The organism is Paraburkholderia sp. BR10937 (genome assembly GCF_040965695.1).
Taxonomy (GTDB): domain Bacteria; phylum Pseudomonadota; class Gammaproteobacteria; order Burkholderiales; family Burkholderiaceae; genus Paraburkholderia.
Window position 1 is genome coordinate 39,284 of sequence record NZ_JBFRCL010000057.1, and the last position, 19,332, is coordinate 58,615.

The 19,332-nt window shown below is 60.5% G+C and carries 11 protein-coding genes and 8 pseudogenes; 13 read left to right on the plus strand and 6 right to left on the minus strand.

Going from position 1 to position 19,332, the window contains the following annotated elements; translation table 11 throughout:
• Nucleotides 1-520: 520 nt before the first annotated feature.
• Together AB4Y44_RS33625 and AB4Y44_RS33630 are read left to right on the plus strand one after the other, a co-directional pair.
• A complete protein-coding gene (locus AB4Y44_RS33625; RefSeq protein ID WP_368661808.1) occupies nt 521-688 on the plus strand; it encodes a gamma-glutamyl-gamma-aminobutyrate hydrolase family protein in 168 nt (55 codons plus the stop codon).
• Between the two features lie 500 nt (nt 689-1,188).
• The gene (locus tag AB4Y44_RS33630; protein ID WP_069269243.1) at nt 1,189-2,286 is read left to right on the plus strand and encodes an OpgC domain-containing protein; all 1,098 of its coding nucleotides are present in this window, start codon (nt 1,189-1,191) and stop codon (nt 2,284-2,286) included.
• 144 nt (nt 2,287-2,430) lie between these two features.
• Here AB4Y44_RS33630 and AB4Y44_RS33635 read toward each other — a convergent pair.
• Nucleotides 2,431-2,814: pseudogene (locus AB4Y44_RS33635) on the minus strand (hypothetical protein); the annotation flags it as partial.
• A gap of 474 nt (nt 2,815-3,288) precedes the next feature.
• On the opposite strand from AB4Y44_RS33635, the gene AB4Y44_RS33640 reads away from it, so the two are divergent.
• The 6 genes and pseudogenes from AB4Y44_RS33640 to AB4Y44_RS33665 all read left to right on the plus strand — a co-directional run.
• Nucleotides 3,289-3,558, plus strand: coding sequence for a hypothetical protein (locus AB4Y44_RS33640; protein WP_342922778.1), 270 nt, complete (start codon nt 3,289-3,291; stop codon nt 3,556-3,558).
• Nucleotides 3,559-4,101: 543 nt separating this feature from the next.
• A pseudogene (locus tag AB4Y44_RS33645) lies at nt 4,102-4,414 on the plus strand (transposase); the annotation flags it as partial.
• Nucleotides 4,415-5,074: 660 nt separating this feature from the next.
• Nucleotides 5,075-6,190: pseudogene (locus tag AB4Y44_RS33650) on the plus strand (IS5 family transposase).
• 327 nt (nt 6,191-6,517) lie between these two features.
• On the plus strand, nt 6,518-7,138 hold the full coding sequence (locus AB4Y44_RS33655) for a carbonic anhydrase (RefSeq protein WP_368661798.1): 621 nt from the start codon (nt 6,518-6,520) through the stop codon (nt 7,136-7,138).
• A 100-nt stretch (nt 7,139-7,238) separates the two neighbouring features.
• Complete coding sequence (locus AB4Y44_RS33660; protein ID WP_368661807.1) at nt 7,239-8,768, plus strand: SulP family inorganic anion transporter; 1,530 nt, start codon at nt 7,239-7,241, stop codon at nt 8,766-8,768.
• Between the two features lie 113 nt (nt 8,769-8,881).
• A pseudogene (locus AB4Y44_RS33665) lies at nt 8,882-9,544 on the plus strand (IS5 family transposase); the annotation flags it as partial.
• A 605-nt stretch (nt 9,545-10,149) separates the two neighbouring features.
• Here AB4Y44_RS33665 and AB4Y44_RS33670 read toward each other — a convergent pair.
• Nucleotides 10,150-10,524 (minus strand): annotated as a pseudogene (locus AB4Y44_RS33670) (transposase); the annotation flags it as partial.
• 89 nt (nt 10,525-10,613) lie between these two features.
• Between AB4Y44_RS33670 and AB4Y44_RS33675 the strand changes: the two are divergent.
• The gene (locus AB4Y44_RS33675) at nt 10,614-13,484 is read left to right on the plus strand and encodes an insulinase family protein (protein ID WP_368661797.1); all 2,871 of its coding nucleotides are present in this window, start codon (nt 10,614-10,616) and stop codon (nt 13,482-13,484) included.
• Nucleotides 13,485-13,567: 83 nt separating this feature from the next.
• Nucleotides 13,568-14,167 (plus strand): annotated as a pseudogene (locus tag AB4Y44_RS33680) (transposase); the annotation flags it as partial.
• A gap of 155 nt (nt 14,168-14,322) precedes the next feature.
• On the opposite strand, the gene AB4Y44_RS33685 reads toward AB4Y44_RS33680, so the two are convergent.
• The 4 genes and pseudogenes from AB4Y44_RS33685 to AB4Y44_RS33700 all read right to left on the minus strand — a co-directional run bounded on the left by AB4Y44_RS33685 (nt 14,323) and on the right by AB4Y44_RS33700 (nt 17,307).
• Nucleotides 14,323-14,538, minus strand: coding sequence for a hypothetical protein (locus AB4Y44_RS33685; protein WP_069269390.1), 216 nt, complete (start codon nt 14,536-14,538; stop codon nt 14,323-14,325).
• Between the two features lies 1 nt (nt 14,539).
• The gene (locus AB4Y44_RS33690; protein WP_368661796.1) at nt 14,540-15,397 is read right to left on the minus strand and encodes an ExeA family protein; all 858 of its coding nucleotides are present in this window, start codon (nt 15,395-15,397) and stop codon (nt 14,540-14,542) included.
• Nucleotides 15,394-16,828, minus strand: a pseudogene (locus tag AB4Y44_RS33695) (DDE-type integrase/transposase/recombinase). The gene AB4Y44_RS33690 and the pseudogene AB4Y44_RS33695 overlap by 4 nt, the downstream one beginning before the upstream one ends.
• 260 nt (nt 16,829-17,088) lie before the next feature.
• Nucleotides 17,089-17,307, minus strand: coding sequence for a hypothetical protein (locus tag AB4Y44_RS33700; protein WP_368661795.1), 219 nt, complete (start codon nt 17,305-17,307; stop codon nt 17,089-17,091).
• A gap of 64 nt (nt 17,308-17,371) precedes the next feature.
• Between AB4Y44_RS33700 and AB4Y44_RS33705 the strand changes: the two genes are divergently transcribed.
• From AB4Y44_RS33705 to AB4Y44_RS33715, 3 genes and pseudogenes are all read left to right on the plus strand, one after another.
• A complete protein-coding gene (locus tag AB4Y44_RS33705; RefSeq protein ID WP_083245090.1) occupies nt 17,372-17,791 on the plus strand; it encodes a transposase in 420 nt (139 codons plus the stop codon).
• Between the two features lie 23 nt (nt 17,792-17,814).
• Nucleotides 17,815-18,135, plus strand: a complete 321-nt coding sequence (gene tnpB / locus AB4Y44_RS33710; RefSeq protein WP_368685613.1) for an IS66 family insertion sequence element accessory protein TnpB — start codon at nt 17,815-17,817, stop codon at nt 18,133-18,135.
• A gap of 29 nt (nt 18,136-18,164) precedes the next feature.
• Nucleotides 18,165-19,205: pseudogene (locus AB4Y44_RS33715) on the plus strand (IS66 family transposase); the annotation flags it as partial.
• Nucleotides 19,206-19,332: the final 127 nt, after the last annotated feature.

Below are 19,332 nucleotides of genomic sequence, written 5' to 3' on the forward strand. Positions count from 1 at the left end.
ACGAAGAACCTGCGTGCCAAACAGGCTTTCGAAGCCGAGCCACTGTTAAGGATCGTCAGGCGCGAATCTCATCGTGGCGCGGGGTGCGCCCCCCAAAACGACGCCGAATAGATTTAGGCAAGCCAGCTCGCCATCGAAAATCAGGGTTGCAAAAATGTGGCGGACCATAGATTTGGCAAATTGATGCCGCTTCGGGTGGGGGCGTCGATCCCATTACTTTCGACTTTAGCTCCGCGAAACTACGTGATCTACGGTATTACGAACGACGCAGCACCGTGACGAAAAGATGACAATGCTGCAACCGATCATGGGACGAAAATCGGGCGTTGCCGCTAGGGTGAGCGGCTTCATGCTGGTTGAGCCCTACCTACTAACCTGACGAACCTGACATCAAGATCATCTTCCACGCATACACGCATTAGTATGCGTTAGGTTTCCATAATAAAAATTCATATTCAATAACTGATCTAATGTGGCAATATCGCTTTGACGGGACGTGAATACGCGCTCCGCTTCGAGCATGTCTGATTGTCGTCGGGTCTGGCGGACTGCGGTCGACGGCAGCGAGTTACGCGTCAACTCGCTATACAAGCAAGGAATCGCACAGGTTGGCCAAAGAGTTCGGTTGGAGGCAGTCGCGGATGACGGAGGCATGGAAGCACTGTACACGGACGCATCCACATTTTAACTCGCGCTGCAGTGGCCTCCTGAATGGCACGCCTCAAGCGACGAGGAGCCGGAAGATGCTAGGCGCGTTCGGCAAGGCATGTGATGGCTATAGAGCGAAGCGTTCGACGAAGCAGAATGCAACAACCAATTAATCTGCAGTTGCCTATTGGGAAGAGCTAACCCGGATTCTGGATTGGACGCAAACAGATGCTCCACGCTATTACACGCGCATAGAAGACTTCATGTCTACGCGGTCGAAAGAATTTTTGCGCGGCTAGCAGGAGCGAAGCCCTGCCCGGGACGGCCAGATGCCAGCCGATGCGGTTCGCAAAGCCCAATGATATTGGGCATATTAGCGGGCAAAATTAAGCCTTCAAGACACTACGTCGGCAGCAGTGTGGTAGCTCGTTCTCTCTTCTTGATGGCGAATCCTTTCCGTAATGAAATTTCCTTCATGCGTTCTGTTTGCACCCGAGCGCCCTGCCCGTGAGTGCTCCAGCCTCACACCATCCATACTCCATGCATTCATCGACCTCCCGGCTGCCAGAACTCGATTTTCTCCGCGGTCTCGCATTGCTGATCGTTGTCGTCGATCACGTCAGCGGCAGCGTCGTGTCGCACATTACGTTGCACACGTATGCGCTTTGCGACGCTGCTGAAGCGTTTGTGTTTCTCGCGGGCTACTCGACAGCCACCGCATGGACTACTCTGGCAGCGTACCGCGACAAAGCGGCCGCGCGTAGGTGGTTTATCAAACGAGCGTGGGTGATCTATCGGGCATTTCTTTTCACGGCTGGCTTACTGCTGCTGGCGAGCGCCGTCTTGCGCGCGTTCCACATCGAAACGCCGCACACGGCACGTGATCTGCAGCAATTGATTGCGTCGCCGGCAACGGTGCTGCGCGATATCGTGCTGCTACGCCGTCAACCATATCTTGCGTCGGTGCTGCCGATGTACGTACTCTTCGCGCTGGCAGCACCGGTGATGGTACCGCTCGCACGCGAGCGCCCGTGGCTACTTGTAGCGCTATCGTTCGGGCTCTGGGCGGTCGCGGGAACCTTATATTGGTATCTTCCCGCCGCACTGAACAACCGATGGGATTTCAATCCGTTCGCCTGGCAACTGGTATTTGTGCTCGGCGCACTCGCGCGCTGCCAGCCCGTTTATCAACACATCGATTCCGCGCGTTTCGGCAGGATCGCGTGGCTTGCAGCGCTCGCGATCATCGCCTCTGGTGCCTATTACAAGCTGAGGATCGAGCCCTCAACGCCTGGCATCATGAAGCGGGACCTCGAATGGCCACGCGCGGTGAATTTCATCGCGCTGGCGTGGCTGGTCGCCGATCTCGTCCGCCGTGGCTGGATACGACACGCTGCTGAGAGGGCACCGTGGGTCGGAGCGATCGGCCGTAGGAGCCTGCAGTGCTTCGTCGCCGGCACCGTAGTTTCGCTGAGCGCCGATGCCGTGTTGGCCCGGACAACCGGCGGCCAGCATGATGTGTGGCTGGGTCTCGCTGCAGATGCAGTGACGATCCTGTCCGTATTTGCCGTTGCCTCGCTCGCGAGCCTGCCGGCCCGCGCGCTGACGTCACGCCTGAGGAAAAGGCTCCGCCTGTAGACCCATTAGCCGTCGGATAGCGTCATGCGCAAAGCCGGTTCCTCGCGGCTCTTGAGTTCGAGCTGGGACTGAATAATGCTTCGCTGATTCTTCTCGCAGAAGCCCCGCGCACGGCTCGGGGGGGTGACGTGGCTCACTTTGCACTCAACGTTGATGCTGTGTCGGAAAGCCGCGGCAGTAAGGGGTTTGCAGAATCACTTTTTCAGGTGGTCGCCAGCATATGGATGCAGCAGGCAATTCTGAAGAAAGCCATCCGTGGATGGAAGCGATCTGTTCGAAGCGGATGCGCAGTCGGCGGAAGTTGTGAAGCCACGAGATGGTCTGCTCAACAGAGGCTGACCACGTCGAGCGATTTCTGCAATGCATGACCGCATGCAGTGGACATCGATATTTGTCGTGGTCGTAACCTCTATCGCCCTCAACGACCCGAGGCTTTGATAGTGGTTTGCCAGGCTTGCCGCGGATGGGCGGAATTGCCTCGACGAACGCTAGAAGTTGAATGGGATCGTTGCGGTTGACACCAGTCAAATCACCGCGAGCGGGAAGTTCCTGCAAATGCATCAACAACTATCAGCTTCAAACCCTTGCCGCGCAAGGCGCTTCGAGTTTTTCAGGGTCGACTAAATTACTGTCTCAAATCCGGGAGCCACTTTACAGATCCTGCGCGAAGGGTACGACACTTCTGTACAACGAGATGGGATTGAGGGACTATATTCGCTGTTCTACTCCGACCGCATCACGGTGTTGGTTGGCTCGTTCGCAGCATTGACGCATATCAACATCGAGGGTGAATCGCGCGCGTATCTTCACTAATGCAGGTGCGCGAGCGGGCGGCGGCAGGTTTTTAGTTTGTGGCGCATCGTGGTTCGCAGCAGAGAAACCATCAACGTAGTCGCCCGGGGGCTCCTCGTCATCGTGCCAAGGCCGCATGATCCGGAATTCCCCAGAAGTTACGCGTCAGGATGACGCACGAATGACTGTTACTCAGGAGGAGGTGCGACTATGAAAAATATGGCCGACGCCGACACGATCGAGTGCCGCGGGATTATCCGGAGGAGGGCCTTCGAACTTGCCGAAAGCGGTGCCTTTACCGACTGGCGAGCAATCAGGCTGACGCTCCACTCGCTCTTTCCCGCTAACCGCGTCGACGATATCCTCGCGAGCCCGTTCTGTCGTCTGGACCTGAATCTGCGATGCGGCAAGCCCATCCGTCAAAGCCTGTCCAATGAATATGGTCACGTGCAAGACAGCGAGCACGAAAGCGCCGGATAGCGATCAAAGGAGGTTTGCACGAGAGCCGTCTGCGACGGCACCGACTCCCAGTCCATTGAACCATTGAAGTCCTACCGAAGCTGGACAAGGGCCGTCCGGAAGATGAACCCCTCTTCTGCATGCAAACATGCTATGTATCTGATTTGACTTCACGGTTCGCTCGCAAACGGCCCGCTCACTCATGCGATGAGCCGACTGCAATGATTGCTGTTCGGCGCTTGATCGGTGCTGGATCAATGCCGGGTGTGGCACAGCTGCACAGATGGCGGAAGCATCATTCTCGTCGTTCTTGCCGCCGACCACAAAGGGTTTCACATATTGTGTCGGCAGCAGTCGAACCGTGTGCCCCCTGCGAGATAAATTCCAGAGCCCAGAAGTGCGAACCGTGACGGTGTTCGATGCCGATCAGGCTCGGTTCCAATCTCGAAAAGAACTTGCGCAGCTGCGGAAGTTTGCGCAGCTGTATCGGAGCAAGATCTGCGAACAGGCAAGGATGGTGACGTGGCCCCGGTGGACAAGTGGTCCTATGGCGTGTTCACGCTAATGTCGTTTGATCGTCCACTCTGGCGATGGAAATCACCGAAGCCCAATTATCAACGGATCGAGCATTGTCTGCCACGACAGCGTGGCAACAGTCAGTCTGACGAACCTGCAAGTGCAATGCGATCTTTATGTCGCCGAGCACGGCTGCAAGTGGCGTGGACTGCCGAAGCGCTTCGGTAGATGGCATACGATTTACACGCGGATGAACCGCTGGTCCAGAAGTGGCGTGCTGCGTCGCGTGTTCACGGAATTACAGCGTGCACAGATCGTTCGCATCAGGATCGACGCGGTTTCGCTGGATAGCACTCCGATCTCGCGAAGCTCGGCCTCAAGGAGGCCGCTGCGCCCACCGTATGGAATGCGGTCCTGTTCGATCAATAAGCTATCCTACCTATTTGAACCAGAACCCTTCATCCCACGATTTTACTCGACCACCCCAGCAACGCGACAATGCCAATATGATCGATCCGCGACCAAACCGGTTAGCAGTCCTTTATCGACGCGGACTCATCGCACTGCCACCGCAACATGCACCGAACTTTGTTGCGCACACCCAATAATCGGAACCAGCCGAGCGCAAATAATGCCACGCGGTAAGCGAGACTACTGAGAAGTACGTCATCAAATTAATTTATGCCTGCACTTATGTCTATGGCGTAGGTCCTATTGAGGTCTGTTTGCTGCATTTTATCAATGCATCTGAAGCACAGTCGGTATAAAAGATGTGCGCAAATCTATGCGCCTACTGAGGCAACGCATGGTTCCGTTCAAACAATGGACGGGGTAGCCTAACGTATTTGACGACACAATTGCGACACGATGACTCATCTAAAATACCGGGTAGACTGAATTCTGTTATGCAAACCTTAATGACTGGAATGAAATGCATCGCAATTCTCATCAAGCTCAACACCATCTGTCGGCGCAAAAACTGTATGAGATCGCCATCATGGAAGAATCTTCTGCCGGGACGATGGCAAATGGCAGTCGGCATGGCGTCAGCGCCGACACATTCACCGAGAGTCTGTTTTCCATGTGCAAGCTGGACGACTTCGTCCCCAAGTCGCATCCGTTGCGTTCGATCCGCGTGATGGCGAATGAAGCGCTGGCGAAGATGGATCGACTGTTCGCCCAGATGTACGAAGCGGACATAAAGGGCGGGAGGCCGAGCATCGCGCCAGAGAAGTTGCTGCGAGCCACGCTGATTCAGGCGCTTTTCAGCATCCGCTCAGAGCGCCAGCTGATGGAGCAGGTGCAGTACAACCTGCTGTTTCGTTGGTTCATTGGCCTGGCGATGGACGACGAGGTGTGGGTGCCCACGGTCTTTACGAGAAACCGCGAGCGTCTGATCGAGCACGACGCCGTGATCGAATTCTTCAACGAAGGGGTGTCCATCGCCGGGAAGAAGTGTCTGCTCTCGGGCGGGCATTTCAGCGTGGACGGCACCCTAATCCAGGCGTGGGTCGGACACAAGAGTTTTGTACGCAAGAACGGCGACGATCAGGACAACGATGGTGGCGGCGCGGGCGACTGCAAAAAGCGAGAAACGCAGCAACGAGACACATCAGTCGAAGACCGACCCCGATGCGAAGCTCTATCGAAAAGGCAAAACGGCCAGCGAATTGAGTTACATGGGCCATACGCTAACGGACAACCGGCACGGCCTGGTGGTCAACGCACGTGTGACACGCGCCGGTCATGCCGAGCGTGAAGCGGCCAAGATCATGATCCACGACGTACGGCAGGCGGCAGAGGATCCGCGCGCGGAAATCACGCTGGGTGCAGACAAGGGCTACGACGCACAGGAATTCGTCGAGGCGCGCCAGCAGATGAAGGTCACGCCGCACGTTGCGCAAAACACCTCGGGGCGGCGTTCGGCAGTGCACGATGCGATTGCCTCGAGCGTGGGCTACGCCATTTCGAGCAAAAGCGCAAGTTGATTGAACAGGGTTTCGGCAGGGCCAAGACCGTGGGGCGCATGCGCCAGGTGATGGTGCATGGCTTGAAGAAGGTGGACCAGATGTTCGTGTTGAATATGGCGGCGTACAACCTTGTGCGCATGCGATCGCTGGCACGGGTGCGTCCATAGTGGCGGGAAAGCGGCAATGAGGCCAAAAAAGTAGCCTCAAACCGCCAAAACAACGTTGAATTCGCGTTGAGATTGCGCAATCAGAAAAATTTTCGGCAGAAACCGCGTAAGCGGAACAAGGCCGTCTCCGTTGGGCTGTATTCCAGCGGCCTGCTAGGGTATCCCGGCGGCGGCCGAGTGCACTGGGTTGGTTGATTGACGGGTGACCGCGAAGTCCGCGCCACGTATTGGCGTCGTCCAGCGTCATTTTGGAACGACCCATTTTTTTGATAGAAGGCTATTCGCAAGCATTGATCGAAGCCAACGACCTGATTGGAGTCTCGACTCGTGAATCTTCCAAAACGCATGCTCGTCGCCAATGTCGCGTGGGCCCAGGAAATCGGACGGCGCGAACCAAACTTGTTTCGCGCGCTAGCCATGGGGCAGAAACCGCAAGTGCTCTGGATTGGCTGCTCAGATAGCCGCGTACCCGTCGAAACCATCACCCAGTGCGCGCCGGGGGATCTATTCGTTCATCGCAACATCGCTAACCTTTTTCATGTTGATGACGACAACACCATGAGCGTGCTCGAATATGCGGTGTGTGAGCTGCGGGTCGCGCACATCATTGTCTGCGGGCATTACGGATGCGGGGGCGTGCGCGCCTCGCTACTTCCGCCAGCCGATGCCTCGCCGCACTTCAACCGCCACATCAGGCCGCTTTGCGCACTCGCACACACGCATCACGCGGCGCTCGCTCGCCTGCCATCGGAAGAGGCACGCATCAACCGGCTCGTCGAACTTAATGTACTCGAACAGGTACGCCTGCTGCGCGAGCATCCGCTCGTGCGTGGGCGTGCACCCTCTCCCCTTGTGCACGGCTGGATCTTTTCACTGAACGACGGCCAGATGCGCGAACTCGTGTCGGGCTACGGGCGTGAAACAAGGAAGGCAATCGCCCCCGTCTGACCCGCTCCAGATCGCTCCGCTTACCTCGTTCACCGGAACATGGCAGTCGCACAAGTTTCGCCGTCGCGGTATTCACCCTTCACTATTTTTCGTTTCCGTCATGACTTCGAAAGCTTTCCCTTCTGCGCTTCTACGTGACCTCGCAGCCGGCGCTGTAGTCTTTCTCGTCGCGCTGCCGTTGTGTCTCGGCATTGCAAAAGCCTCCGGCGCAGAGCCGCTAGCCGGGTTGGTGTCTGGCATCGTTGGTGGCATCGTCGTCGCCTTGCTCAGCGGATCGTCCCTCAGTGTGAGCGGCCCCGCCGCGGGCCTCGTCGTGATCGTCGTCGACGGCATCGCGCGTCTCGGTAGTTTCTCTGCATTCCTTATTGCATTGCTGCTCTCGGGCGCCATCCAGTTCGGCTTCGGCACGCTTCGAGCCGGGCAGCTCGCGTCGTATGTCCCCACACCCGTCATCAAGGGAATGCTCGCCGCAATCGGCCTGCTGCTGATCATCAAGCAGGTTCCACTCGCAGTCGGTCTGACGTCGGGCGGCAACACCGAATCGTTGGCAGGCGCGCTTGTATCCATCTCGCCCATAGTCTGTACTGTAGCCGCCATCTCGCTGGCCATCCTTGCGGCCTGGGACACGCATACATTGCGACGCTTCGCCCTAGTGCGGTTCGTGCCCGCGCCGCTTGTCGTCGTAGTTGCGGGCGTAAGCGCGACGCTGGTTTGCGGCGCGTTAGGCGCCACGCTCGCGTTGCCACCTGAGCTCCGCGTAGCGTTGCCGGCCATCAAATCGTTGGCGGCGCTCCACGACGCCTTGCATTTCGCTGAGTTCGGGTTGAGCTTCGCGCGCCTTGTGGATCCAGAAATCTGGATCGTCGCCCTGACGCTTGCCGTTGTCGCCAGCCTAGAAACGCTCCTGAGCCTCGAAGCCGTCGAGCAGATCGACCCGCAGCGTCGCGCCGCACCACCGAATCGCGAACTCAAAGCGCAAGGCGTCGGCAATATGGTGGCAGGCGCCATCGGGGGATTGCCCATCACATCCGTCATCGTCCGCAGTTCGGCCAACGTCCACGCCGGCGCGCGAAGCAGGCTCTCCGCAATCGTGCACGGCGTGCTACTCCTCGTCAGCGTGTTCGCGCTCACGGATGCGATCAACCTGATTCCGCTCGCGAGTCTCGCCGCCATTCTCATTCATACCGGCATCAAGCTCGCCAGACCGTCGCTGTTCATTATGCTCGCGAAACAGGGAGCGGCAGCGTTCACGCCATTCATTGTAACGATTGCCGGGGTGCTCGCCACCGATCTGCTCACCGGAATTGTCCTCGGCGTGCTGTGCAGCGCCGCGCTCGCGTTGTGGGCGAATCTGCATCGGCCTATTGCCCTCGCGCGACACGACGACCATTTCCTGCTCTCGTTTCGCAAGGATGTGTCGTTTCTCGGCAAGGTGGCGCTCAAGGAGATGCTTGCGCATATCCCGGATCGGGCGACTCTCATCGTCGACACAACCCGCGCCGATTTCATCGACCACGACGTGCGCGAACTGCTGGACCGTTTCATTGACGAGGCGCCGCTGCGGTCGATCTCGGTGGAGGTTCTACATGCCGCAACGGTGCTGCCTCGTGCAACGCGCTCAGGCGCCTGACCGCATGCCAACAATGATGTTGGGATCCGTGACGGTTGTGTGTCGCATTAGATGCTATGTGGGGGGGCCGCGGAAGTAAGCCCGACTGGAGTAAAACGGAGCTTGCACACATCGTTTTCTCCGAAGGAGCACGCAAATGGATGGCGCGAGCCGGTGCCTCGTGGCGTATGCTGCCGACCAACTTCGCGCCGTCGGAACTGGTCTATCAGCAAACACAAACGTTGGCTGAACGCGGGTTGTTTCGATGGGATGGTCAGCGAATTGCGTTCGGTGCTGCGTATCGCCCAGGAGCGCCGGGGGCAACCCAGCGCGGTTATCCTGGATGGACGCACGTTGCAGTCCACGTGCGAAAGCGGCCCGCGTGCGGGCTACGATGGCTATAACCGCAAGCGTGGCAGCAAGGTACACATGGCGCTCGATACGCTGGGCAATCTGCTGGCTGTGCACATTACGCCGGCCAACGAGCAGGGGCGAGCGCAGGTCGCCGAGCTTGCCCGCCAGGTTCAGGAGGTATCGGGTCAAACAGTGAAGGTGGCATTCGCGGACCAAGACCATACAGGTGAGGACGCGACGCAGGCCGCGCGTGATGAAGGCATTGAACGGCAGGCCATCAAGCTGCCGGAGGCGAAAAAAGGCTTTGTCCTCCTGCCGCGTCGCTGGGTGGTCGAGCCAGCTTTGGCTGGTTGAATCGCTTCCGGCGGCTCGCACGAGATTACGAGCGACTTCCGCAGACGCTTGCAGGGCTTCATTTCGTCGTTTTCGCAATGTTGATGCTCGTTCAGCGCGACGCAGTAGGGCGCGGGATCTCCCGGTTCCCATGCAAGGTGTTTCCGCACGTGCTCAGGGTCTCCGACCGCGCGGGGTCCGGGATTGCCTTGCCAATACGGCAATCCCGGTGTGGCTTTCGGCAAGCGTCCAGCGCCTCGGCACCCCGATCAGCCCGCACCTTTCGGAACGGGGAATGGATTTCGCAGCTCGATACCTGGCCGATGCGTACCTCTGCCAACGCTTCGCCTACGCCCTTACGGACGCACACGCATGACTCGAGGCCGTTGTGGTTGGCTAGACCTTCAACGTATGACTCTTTCATTCACAACGCCTTGCCGGGTTTGACCGGCGCACGGACGCGTTCATTTCATTGCTCACGCCCAATGCGGCTTCGAACAGCTTGCTGTGCACGACCTGCCCTCGTCGTGTTTATGCAGAAGTCGGGACGATACCCCCCACTGGAAATTCAACAGAGGCAAAATTGAGTCCATTCATCTACGGCTGTAACGGCGACCTTGAGGTAGGTCAAACATTGGTCAACACGGGTAGGAGGCCATGAACAACGAAATTGGAGCGTGTGCGAAACTAAACATTAACGAATGTCGCGAAAATACGTCGGCGTGAAGTGCATGTGGTAGCGTATGCTTGGCCAGCCACACCCTGACCTTCGGATGCTTGTGCGTCGCATCGTTGTCGACGATCAGATGCACATCGAGATTGTGCGGGCACCGCCTGATCCGCATGCCTGAGAAACGCGAGGAATTCCTGATGACGGTGGCGCGGCTTACATTGCGCAATGACTTCACCCGTTGCCGTATTGAGGGCGGCGAACAGCGGGTAGCGCCCTGCCCGCCTGGCACTGGCTCTTTTCGTCGACGCACAGCACCAAAGCATTGGTCGGTGGGCTCAGGTACAGCCCGACAATATCGCGCACCTTCTCTACGAAGTAGGGATCATTAGACAGCTTGAAACTCTTTGACCAATGAGGGGCGTTGCATAAGTGGAACGTAAGGACAGGCCACGCGCCGCTGCGCTTAGCCGTACCTCATCGATCAGCCAACCCGACACTGAATCACAATGACCTCCTTCGAACACATCTCCAGTCACCCCATCCCGGATCTGCGCGCGCAGCTCGAGCAATACCTAGACCCCGCATCCGGAGCACGTCATGTACATTTGGCCAGCGACCAGGACGAGTTCGCTTTCCTGGTGGGCTTTCCGACGGTTCCGCAAGCTAGCGACGGGCGTGCCCATATCCTCGAGCATCTTGCACTGTGCGGCTCGGAGCGTTTCCCGGTGGCGGACCCGTTTTTCGCAATGCTGCGGCGCTCAACGGCGACTTTCATGAATGCGATGACGTACCCCGACCGCACGGTCTATCCGTTCGCGAGTACCGATCGCACCGACTTCTTCAATCTGCTCGACGTCTATCTTGACGCGACCTTCTTCCCCAAGCTGGATTACCTTAGCTTCCGTCAGGAGGGCTGGCGCCATTCCTTCAAGGACGATCGCCTGGTCCGTCAAGGTGTAGTGCTCAACGAGATGAAGGGCGCGTTTGGCGATCCGCTGAGCATCCTGTACTCCGGCCTCAACAAGGCTCTGTTCCCCGGAACGTCCTACGCCGAGAACTACGGCGGCGACCCGCTCGTCATCCCGGAGCTTTCACACGAAATGCTGCTGGAGTTCCACGCCAGCCACTACCACCCTTCGCAGGCGATGTTCATGAGCGCTGGTCGAATCGAGGCAAAGGAGATTCAGGCCAAGCTCGTTGAGCGCGTGCTCTCGCGCCGCACGGGACGGTGCCCGGCGCGTCGGCCAGAGCTGGCTGCTGACTGGATAGCACCGCGCCGCGCTCAGGTCAGAGTACCGTCGGCTCAAGCGCGCCCTGACGAACATGGCCTGCAGCTCAGCTGGCGCTTCGGTGAATCCACCGACCCGCTAGCCACTGCACGACTTCGGCTACTGAGCCACGGCTTGCTTGGCGACGCCTCCGCGCCGGTGATGAAGGCGATGCAGTCGGCAGGCTTCGGCCGACCAAGCCAGATGAATTTCGTCGACAGCGGCCTGCGCCAGCTTGTGCTGCATATTGGCATGGAAGGATTGACCGAGACACAGGTGGAGCGAGCAAAGAGCTGTATCGAGCACGCCCTCGAGGACGCCGCAACTGACGGCGTTCCGGTGGATGTCCTCAAAACCGCACTGCGCGACATGCGTTTTGCAAAGCGCGAGATTCAGGGGGACACCATCCCAGACGCACTGCGCCGGTTGCTTGACGCCGTACCCTTGCTGATGAACGGAGGCGATGTCGCAACGGCATTCGATATCGAACCCGTGCTTCAGCAACTCGGGAAAGAGATTGAGGACCCGGCCTTCTTCAAGCATGCCGTCCGTGAGCTGATCAATCACCCGAATCTTCTGGCCACGCACGTGATTGCAGATGCCGACTTCGCGACTCTGCGCGAGGCGCAGGAAGCCAAGGCGCTCGCGCTGAAGGAGCGCGAGCTGAACGACGACGAGCGTCGCCAGATCGGCGCCGAGGAGGCCGCTCTGGCCGAACACCGCAAGGCTCGAAGCAACATCGATGTACTGCCTTGCGTTCAGCCGAGCGAACTCAGGCGTGAGCCCATCGCGTTGCCAGAGATTCAACATCAGCACAGCTCGATTAGCGTCGTCGGTGGCGCCACCAACGGCATCACCTATGCGACCACGCTTTTCGATCTGAGCACGGCCCCGAAGGACGATTGGCCCTGGCTATCCCTGTACGCCGACATCGTGCCGGACCTCGGGACTGGTAGTTTGGGATTTGAAGAAGCGGGCCGATGGCGCCAGCGTCAGGTGTCCTCGTTCTCAATGACGCTGGACACCTTGGTGGAGGCCGGTCGCACGAGCCTGACGCCGCAACTGAACGTTCATGCCTCCGCGCTGACTGAGGACGAAGCCGGAATCCCCTCCGCCATCGCGGCGTGGACCTTGGTGCCGCGATTCGATGAACTCGACCGCATCTCGTTTTTGACCAAAGCGCGCGTCGCGCGTAAAGTCAACGGCTTAGCAGCGGCGGCCGGCCAGTACGCTTCTCTGGCCGCGGCCGCGGCCTACTCGATTCGTCGGCAATTTGCCCACCGCGTGCACGGCCTAGCCTCTCTGCCATTCGTCGCCGCGCTAGGCAAGATGCTGGAGTCGCCGGAGGGCGTTCAAGCTATCGCCGACCACCTGAAGCGCATTCACCAGCTGTTGCTGGAGGTGCCCAATCGCGTCATTTGGGTTGGCCTGAACGGATCGTCGCTCGAGGCCTCGAAGGCATTGGACCTGCGCCCCTCTCGGGCTGGCAGGCTGGGTGCATCTGACGCGATCTCGCGTGCTCATGAAGTCGCCAACGTGGCCTTGCGTGTGGCAAGCCAGGTGAACCATTGCCACATTGCATGGGCCGCGCCTAGTGTCGAGCATCCCGATGCTGCGCCGCTCGCTGTTGCCGCCGAGCTCCTGACCCATCTTGCGCTGCACCGCAAGCTGCGCGAAGAGGGGGGAGCCTACGGCGGCTGGGCCAGCTATAGCGCGGAGGATGGCCTTTTTACGATGAGTTCGTTTCGCGATCCCCGGCTAGCGGGCACCTACGCGGATTTCGCGGGCTCGGTGCGCGAGATCCAGGACGCATACTTTAGCCAACAGACCCTCGAAGGAGCCATCATCTCAGTCATCAAGCGACTCGACAAACCTCTGGCACCATATACTCTCGCCAGTGCAGCCGATCGTTCGGAGCGTCGCGGTGTGACGAAGGAGATGCGCCGAGCCTTCCGCCAACAAGTGCTCGCTTGCACTTTGATGCAAGTCAAGGAGGCGCTCGCTCGCTGGCTACCGCCGCAAGCGGCTAGCCGTGCCGCCGCTGTGGGAAATGCAAACCAGGATCTCTGCGGAATGGCTGTGATCGAGGTAGCTGACCTTGTGAATTGATTCAAGTGATTGCGGGTTTGACCGTGCCTCGATTTCGCGTACAGCAGGAATTTTGTTAATTTCCTACTGTACGGAGGGGTTGCATGTCAGAAAGGTCAGTGCCGAAACGACAACACACAGACGAATTCATGATCGAGGCCGTCAGGCTTGCCGAATCAGTCGGGCAGCACGAGGCTGCACGAAGGCTTGGGGTGCCAGTGGCGACGCTAGGGAACTGGATGCGGCGTGGCTGCCGATTCGAGGGCGTTGGCCCGGCGAGTGGTCGCGAAGCGGTCACGGCACGAACAACTCGCCCGATCAGTGCGCTGGAAGCGGAGAACAGCCGGTTGCGCAAGGAATTGGCCAGTGCGAAGCTGGACATCGAAATCTCTCAAAAGCGACGGCGTACTTCGCGAAAGGGTCGCGGTGAAGTACGCATGGATCGATTCCCACCGCGACCAGTACCGCGTCAGCCGCCCGTGCCGAATGCTTGATGTATCGCGCAGCGGCTATTGCCAGTGGCGTCGCCGCGGATCGAGCAGGCGCGCTCAGGCCAATGCAGCGCTGGACGCCGCGGTCGCCACCATCTACCCGGCGAGTCGCGGCAGCTGCCGTCGTCCTCGTATCGTGCGGCAGTTGCGTGCCCAGGGCCAGCCGGCGCGCGCGGAGCGCGTACGTCGCGCAGCCTGCAACGCCAAGGGCTGACCTGCTGGCATAGCCGCCGCCGTGTCAGCCTACGAACAACAAACTGCGCAGAACCAGTGAGCGTAAGCACGTAAATCGATGGGGCAATGGGCAAGCTAAATGTGATGTCCAAGGGACGAAGTAAAACGGGGGCGATGAAGCCCCCGTTGTTGTTTCAGAACGGCTCGTCGACGACCTGATGCGGCGGTTGCGTCGGACCGCGGTACCAAGGCTTGCGGTAGCGCCGGATCTGGGTAGCGTAGGCGCGGCTGAACCAGAGATAGAAGTCTTCGATGAAGAACTGCATCATGTAGGCGGCCTCGTCGGAGAGTTCGGGCAACGGCAGGCGTCGGGCCGCATCGGGTTTGTGAGGTGATGTTTTACGGGACATGTCATCTTGCTCCATTGGGTTGACGTGCGGGCGTTCGGCGCGAGGATGGCGGTGACGGGGCAAAGACCTCGAAGTACAGCTTCTCGTCGAGTTCGGTCAATTCCCGCTGCGCGGCGGTGGCGAGCAGATCGTTGGCAGGCGTGGTGAGCACGCGGTAGTTGCCCAGCGCGTGTTCGCACAGTGTGTGGCGCAGCGGCGGCGTCATCAGCTGTGGGGCGCCAGCGCTCGCGAGCAGATGATCGAGGCAGGCCAGCAGGTCATCCACCGTGGCCTTCTCGGTCGCCAGGCGAGATCGGATGCGGCTGCCCAGCGGCAGCAGTTCGTCGCGCCGCAGCTTGTCGGTCAAGCGCGTATCGCCGGCGATCACCACGCACAGCAGCGGCTGCGAATCGAAGCGAGCGCTGGCCATGAGCCTCAGTTCGTTGAGTACGCCCGCGCTCATCTCCTGGGCCTCGTCAATCAACAGGATCGGACGTCGGCGCGTGCTCTGCAGATGTGATAGCCACCGCTCGCGCAGCGACCGGAATCCGCCCCAGCGGTTGTGTGCCTTGAACTCCAGATTGAAGATGTCGCCCATCTCGCGATAGAAGTCGGCGAGACTGCTTTGCGGGTGATTGATCGAGACGACCATCAGCTCGGTGAGCCGCTCGAGCTTCTCGGCCAGCACGCGCATGATGACGCTCTTACCGGTGCCGGGCTCGCCGTGGATCATCGCGAAGCCGCCTTCGCGCACGAGCGCGTTCTCGATGCGCCAGCAGAAGTTCTCGACGCGGGGCGGCACGTACAGCGCTTCGAGCGGCGGCTCCGGCGAGAACGGGTTCCACTTCAGGCCGTAGAGGGCTTGCAGGCGTTGGCTCATGCGCCCTCCTGCCAGTCAGCGGGAATCCAGGCCGGCGGCAGCCCGGTTGCCGCATGTTCGGCCAGCATCTGGCGCAGCAGCGGTGCGATGCCGGGCGCAGTGGCCGGTGGCAGCTCGACAATGACGGCATCAATGCGACGGCGCTGGCCGTCGGCATTGGCGACCTTGTCCAATGGTCACAGCGGGCACAGCACGACGTCGCTGTTGGCGTCGATGAGATCGACGCGACTCAGGTCCCAGCCCGCGTAACGCAGGCGTACGCGCTGCAGGTGCCGGTAAGCCAAGGGGATCTCAAAGCGCGTGCCGGCCAGGCTCACGGTGCCGTCCGAACGCCGCTGGGTTCGTGTCACGTCAATGCGAAACGCGGCCCGTAGTGCATCGCTGGAGGGACACTCGCGCCGCACGTCGGGACCGGCCAGGTAGCGCTTGAGCGGCGTGCCGCCGATCTCGGAATGATGCGCGTGATGGTACTCGCGCTCGATCCAGGCGTGGATGGCCTGGTTGAGCAGTTCGAGCGTGAGATTGGTCTCGCCTTCGAGCATGGCCATCACGCGCCCCTCGATACGCGCCCAGAACGTCTCCTGCTTCGCGTTCTGATACGGAGAATATGGCAGCGTCGTCTGATGCAGCACGCCGAGCGCGAGCAGCCCGGCAGTCGTCTCCTCGGCAGCATTGCCGCACCGTTGTCGGTCATCAGCGCGCGGCAGCCCACGGCGCTGGAACGCCTGGGCGAGTCCGTGGATCAGGCCTGCGCGCAGTCTCATCGAGAAACCATTGCGCGTGACAGACGACGCGCGAGCGGTCATCGATCACGCACAGCAGCATCGGCGTGATCCACTGGCCGTCATGGATGAGCAGCTTGCGCGATCCGTGATGGAAGTCGAGATGCCAGAGCGCGTTGACGTGCTCGACCTCGAAGCTGCGGACCTCGAGCTTCTCGAGGCGATCGCGCGCGAGCATCGCGCCGGCGCCCGTGTGCCGGGGCTGGCGTTCCCGGAACAGGCCCTGCGCACGCATGTAACGGCGCACGGTCGTGTACGACGGCAGGTTCGCCGCACCGAGCATGACCTTGAGGTTGTCGAAGTGCAACTGGCAGGTCCAGCCGGGATGGTCGCGGTACTGCGTGCGGATCGCCTGTACCGTCTGAGGCGACAGGTTTGCGCCGGCGCCACTTGGGCGCTTGCGCTTGCGCAGTTTCGCCACCGGGTCGTGTGGCGCCTTGCGGGCCTGATAGAACCACCGTTCGATGGTCGAGCGGCCGAACTGGATATCGTCGCCAGTGACGGGATGACGCCAGCGTCTGGCGGCCAGCGCGGTGATGAGTTCGCGCAACTGCCCCGACTCGGGCGGTGCTGCAAGCAAGGGGCCGACGATCGCAAAGCGCAAGCGCGCCCAACGATCCCGCACGGGTAGATCGTGAAGTTCAGTCATGCGTTCTCCAAAGATGCGGCGCACCGCGCCGCGATTCAGGGGAGAGGCGAGACTACAAGCGCTGTTCGGAGAGGGCGAGCGAGAAGTTCTGCGGGCGGCTACCGTCCCTCATGCACGGTGCTCATGGCGCTGCTGCGGGTGAGCGGCGAGAGCCAGCACAGCATCGGGTCAGGCTGTAACGCCGCAGCGAAGCGCTCGAGCAGGCTCGCCGGCGCCTGCACGGTCTCGACGGGCGGCACGAACGCCGCCCGCCCAAGCGTTCAGAACGGCGTGCTGACGAAGTCGGTCTGCCACCAGCGCCGCCATTGCGCGATCGTTGCGCGCGGCACGCCCAGCTCGCCGAGCTGATGCATCGCGGCAGCAGTGCCGGCACTGGCGCGCGTGGCACTGACGACGACCATGATTGCGGCAACGTAGACGCGACGGCCGAGAAAGCGCACGGAGAACGGCGTGGTGCGACGTAAGCGTTGCTTGAGCACCGTCTAGACCGATGGCGCCAAAGTGGACAAAGTAGGCCCCACCAAACGAGTGGTGGAGACTACTTTGTCACCTGAGATAGCGACAGCGGCAAGACGGACGCGTAAAGGCACCCCCAACCACCCCATTGGGTTTCGGCGAGAACTCGCAAAGCTGGCATGTGAACCGGGTGTCTCGGTCGCACGACTCGCTCTGGAACACGGGCTCAATACGAATCTTTTGTTCAAATGGCGCCGAGCCTATCAGGCTGGGCAGTATGAGCCGCCGACACTGTTGCCGGTTGAAGTGACTCACGAGGAACGCACGATTGAGAGCGCGGCGGCTGCATTGCCCGTTCAGTCGCAGAACAAGGCACAGCCGGTCGTCGCGGGAGTGATTGAGATTTGCGTCGGCATCGCACGCGTGCGTATCGAGGGCACGCCCGACGCAGCCACGCTGCGTGTCGTGTTACGTACGTTGCGTGCCGCTGCCGAGGCCGAGACGTGATTGGTCTTCCAGTCGGCACGCGTGTGTGGCTGGCTGCCGGCGTGACCGACATGCGGGCCGGATTCAACAGTCTCGCCGCCAAGGTGCAGACGGTGCTTGAACGCGATCCATTCTGCGGACACCTCTTCGTGTTTCGCGGCAAACGTGGCGACCTGCTCAAGGTGCTGTGGTGGAGCGGCGATGGCATGTGCCTGCTGATGAAGCGACTCGAGAAGGGGCGCTTCGTATGGCCTCAAGCCGATGGTGGCGTCATTTGCCTGAGCCCGGCACAACTATCAATGCTGCTGGAAGGCATCGACTGGCGGCAACCGGCGAGAACGGCTCGACCGACCTCAGCGTTGTAAACGTCGCTGCCGGCGCGTAAACTGCCTGCATGACGCGCGCGAGCCCACTTCCCGACGATGTCGAAACGCTGAAGGCCATGCTGCTCAGCCAGGAGGCGGCGCTGCGCGAGCGCGACGCGCAAATGCTCAAGCTTCAAGAACTGGTCGACTCGCAACAAGCCGCGCTGGCTTCGCGCGTCGCCGAAGTCGAACACCTGAAGCTGCTCATTGCCAAGCTGCGCCGTATGCAGTTCGGTCGCAAGTCGGAGAAACTGGACCATCAGATCGAGCAACTCGAGCTGCGCCTCGAAGAGCTTGAGGCCGACGAAGGCGCGGCGCCGGTCGAAATCCAGAAGACGCCGCGCACCGCTGTGGAACAGGCGCCGCGCAAGCCACTGCCTGAACATCTGCCGCGCGAGATCCGGACGCACTTGCCCGAATCTGCCGGGAGGTGCGCGGAGTGTGGCGGCGAGATGAAGCCGCTGGGCGAAGACGTCGCCGAACAGCTTGAGTACGTGCCGGCCAGCTTCCGGGTCATCCGTCATGTGCGCCCGAAGTTTGCGTGCGTGTGTTGCGACCACATCGCTCAGGCGCCTGCACCGAGTCGTCCCATCGAACGCGGTCTCGCCGGCCCAGGGCTGCTGGCACACGTGCTCGTCTCGAAGTTCGCAGACCACGTGCCGCTTTACCGGCAGTCGGTCATGTACGCGAGAGAAGGCGTCGAGCTTGATCGCTCGCTGCTTGCGAAGTGGGTCGGTCACGCGGCGACGTTGCTGCAGCCGCTCGTTGAAACACTGCGTCGTCACGTGATGTCAGCGACGAAACTGCACGCCGACGACACGCCGGTTCCAGTGCTTGCACCGGGGAACGGCAAGACGAAGACCGGTCGCCTGTGGGTGTACGTGCGCGATGATCGTGCATCGGCCGACGTGACGCCGCCGGCGGTGTGGTTCGCCTATACGCCGGATCGCAAGGGCATCCATCCACAGCAGCACCTCGAGTCGTTCAACGGTACGCTGCAAGCCGACGCGTACGGTGGCTACCAGGCCATCTACGAAACCAGGCGCGTCAGGGAGGCGGCTTGCTGGGCGGTAAGCGTCATTTCGTGGCCGCATGGACAGAGTTGAAGCCGGTGTCCAAAGTGATGTCCGTTACTTCAAGTGGTGGGGACTACTTTGGACACACGGAATGCGCGACCATCGAACCGCAAGGGCCGAC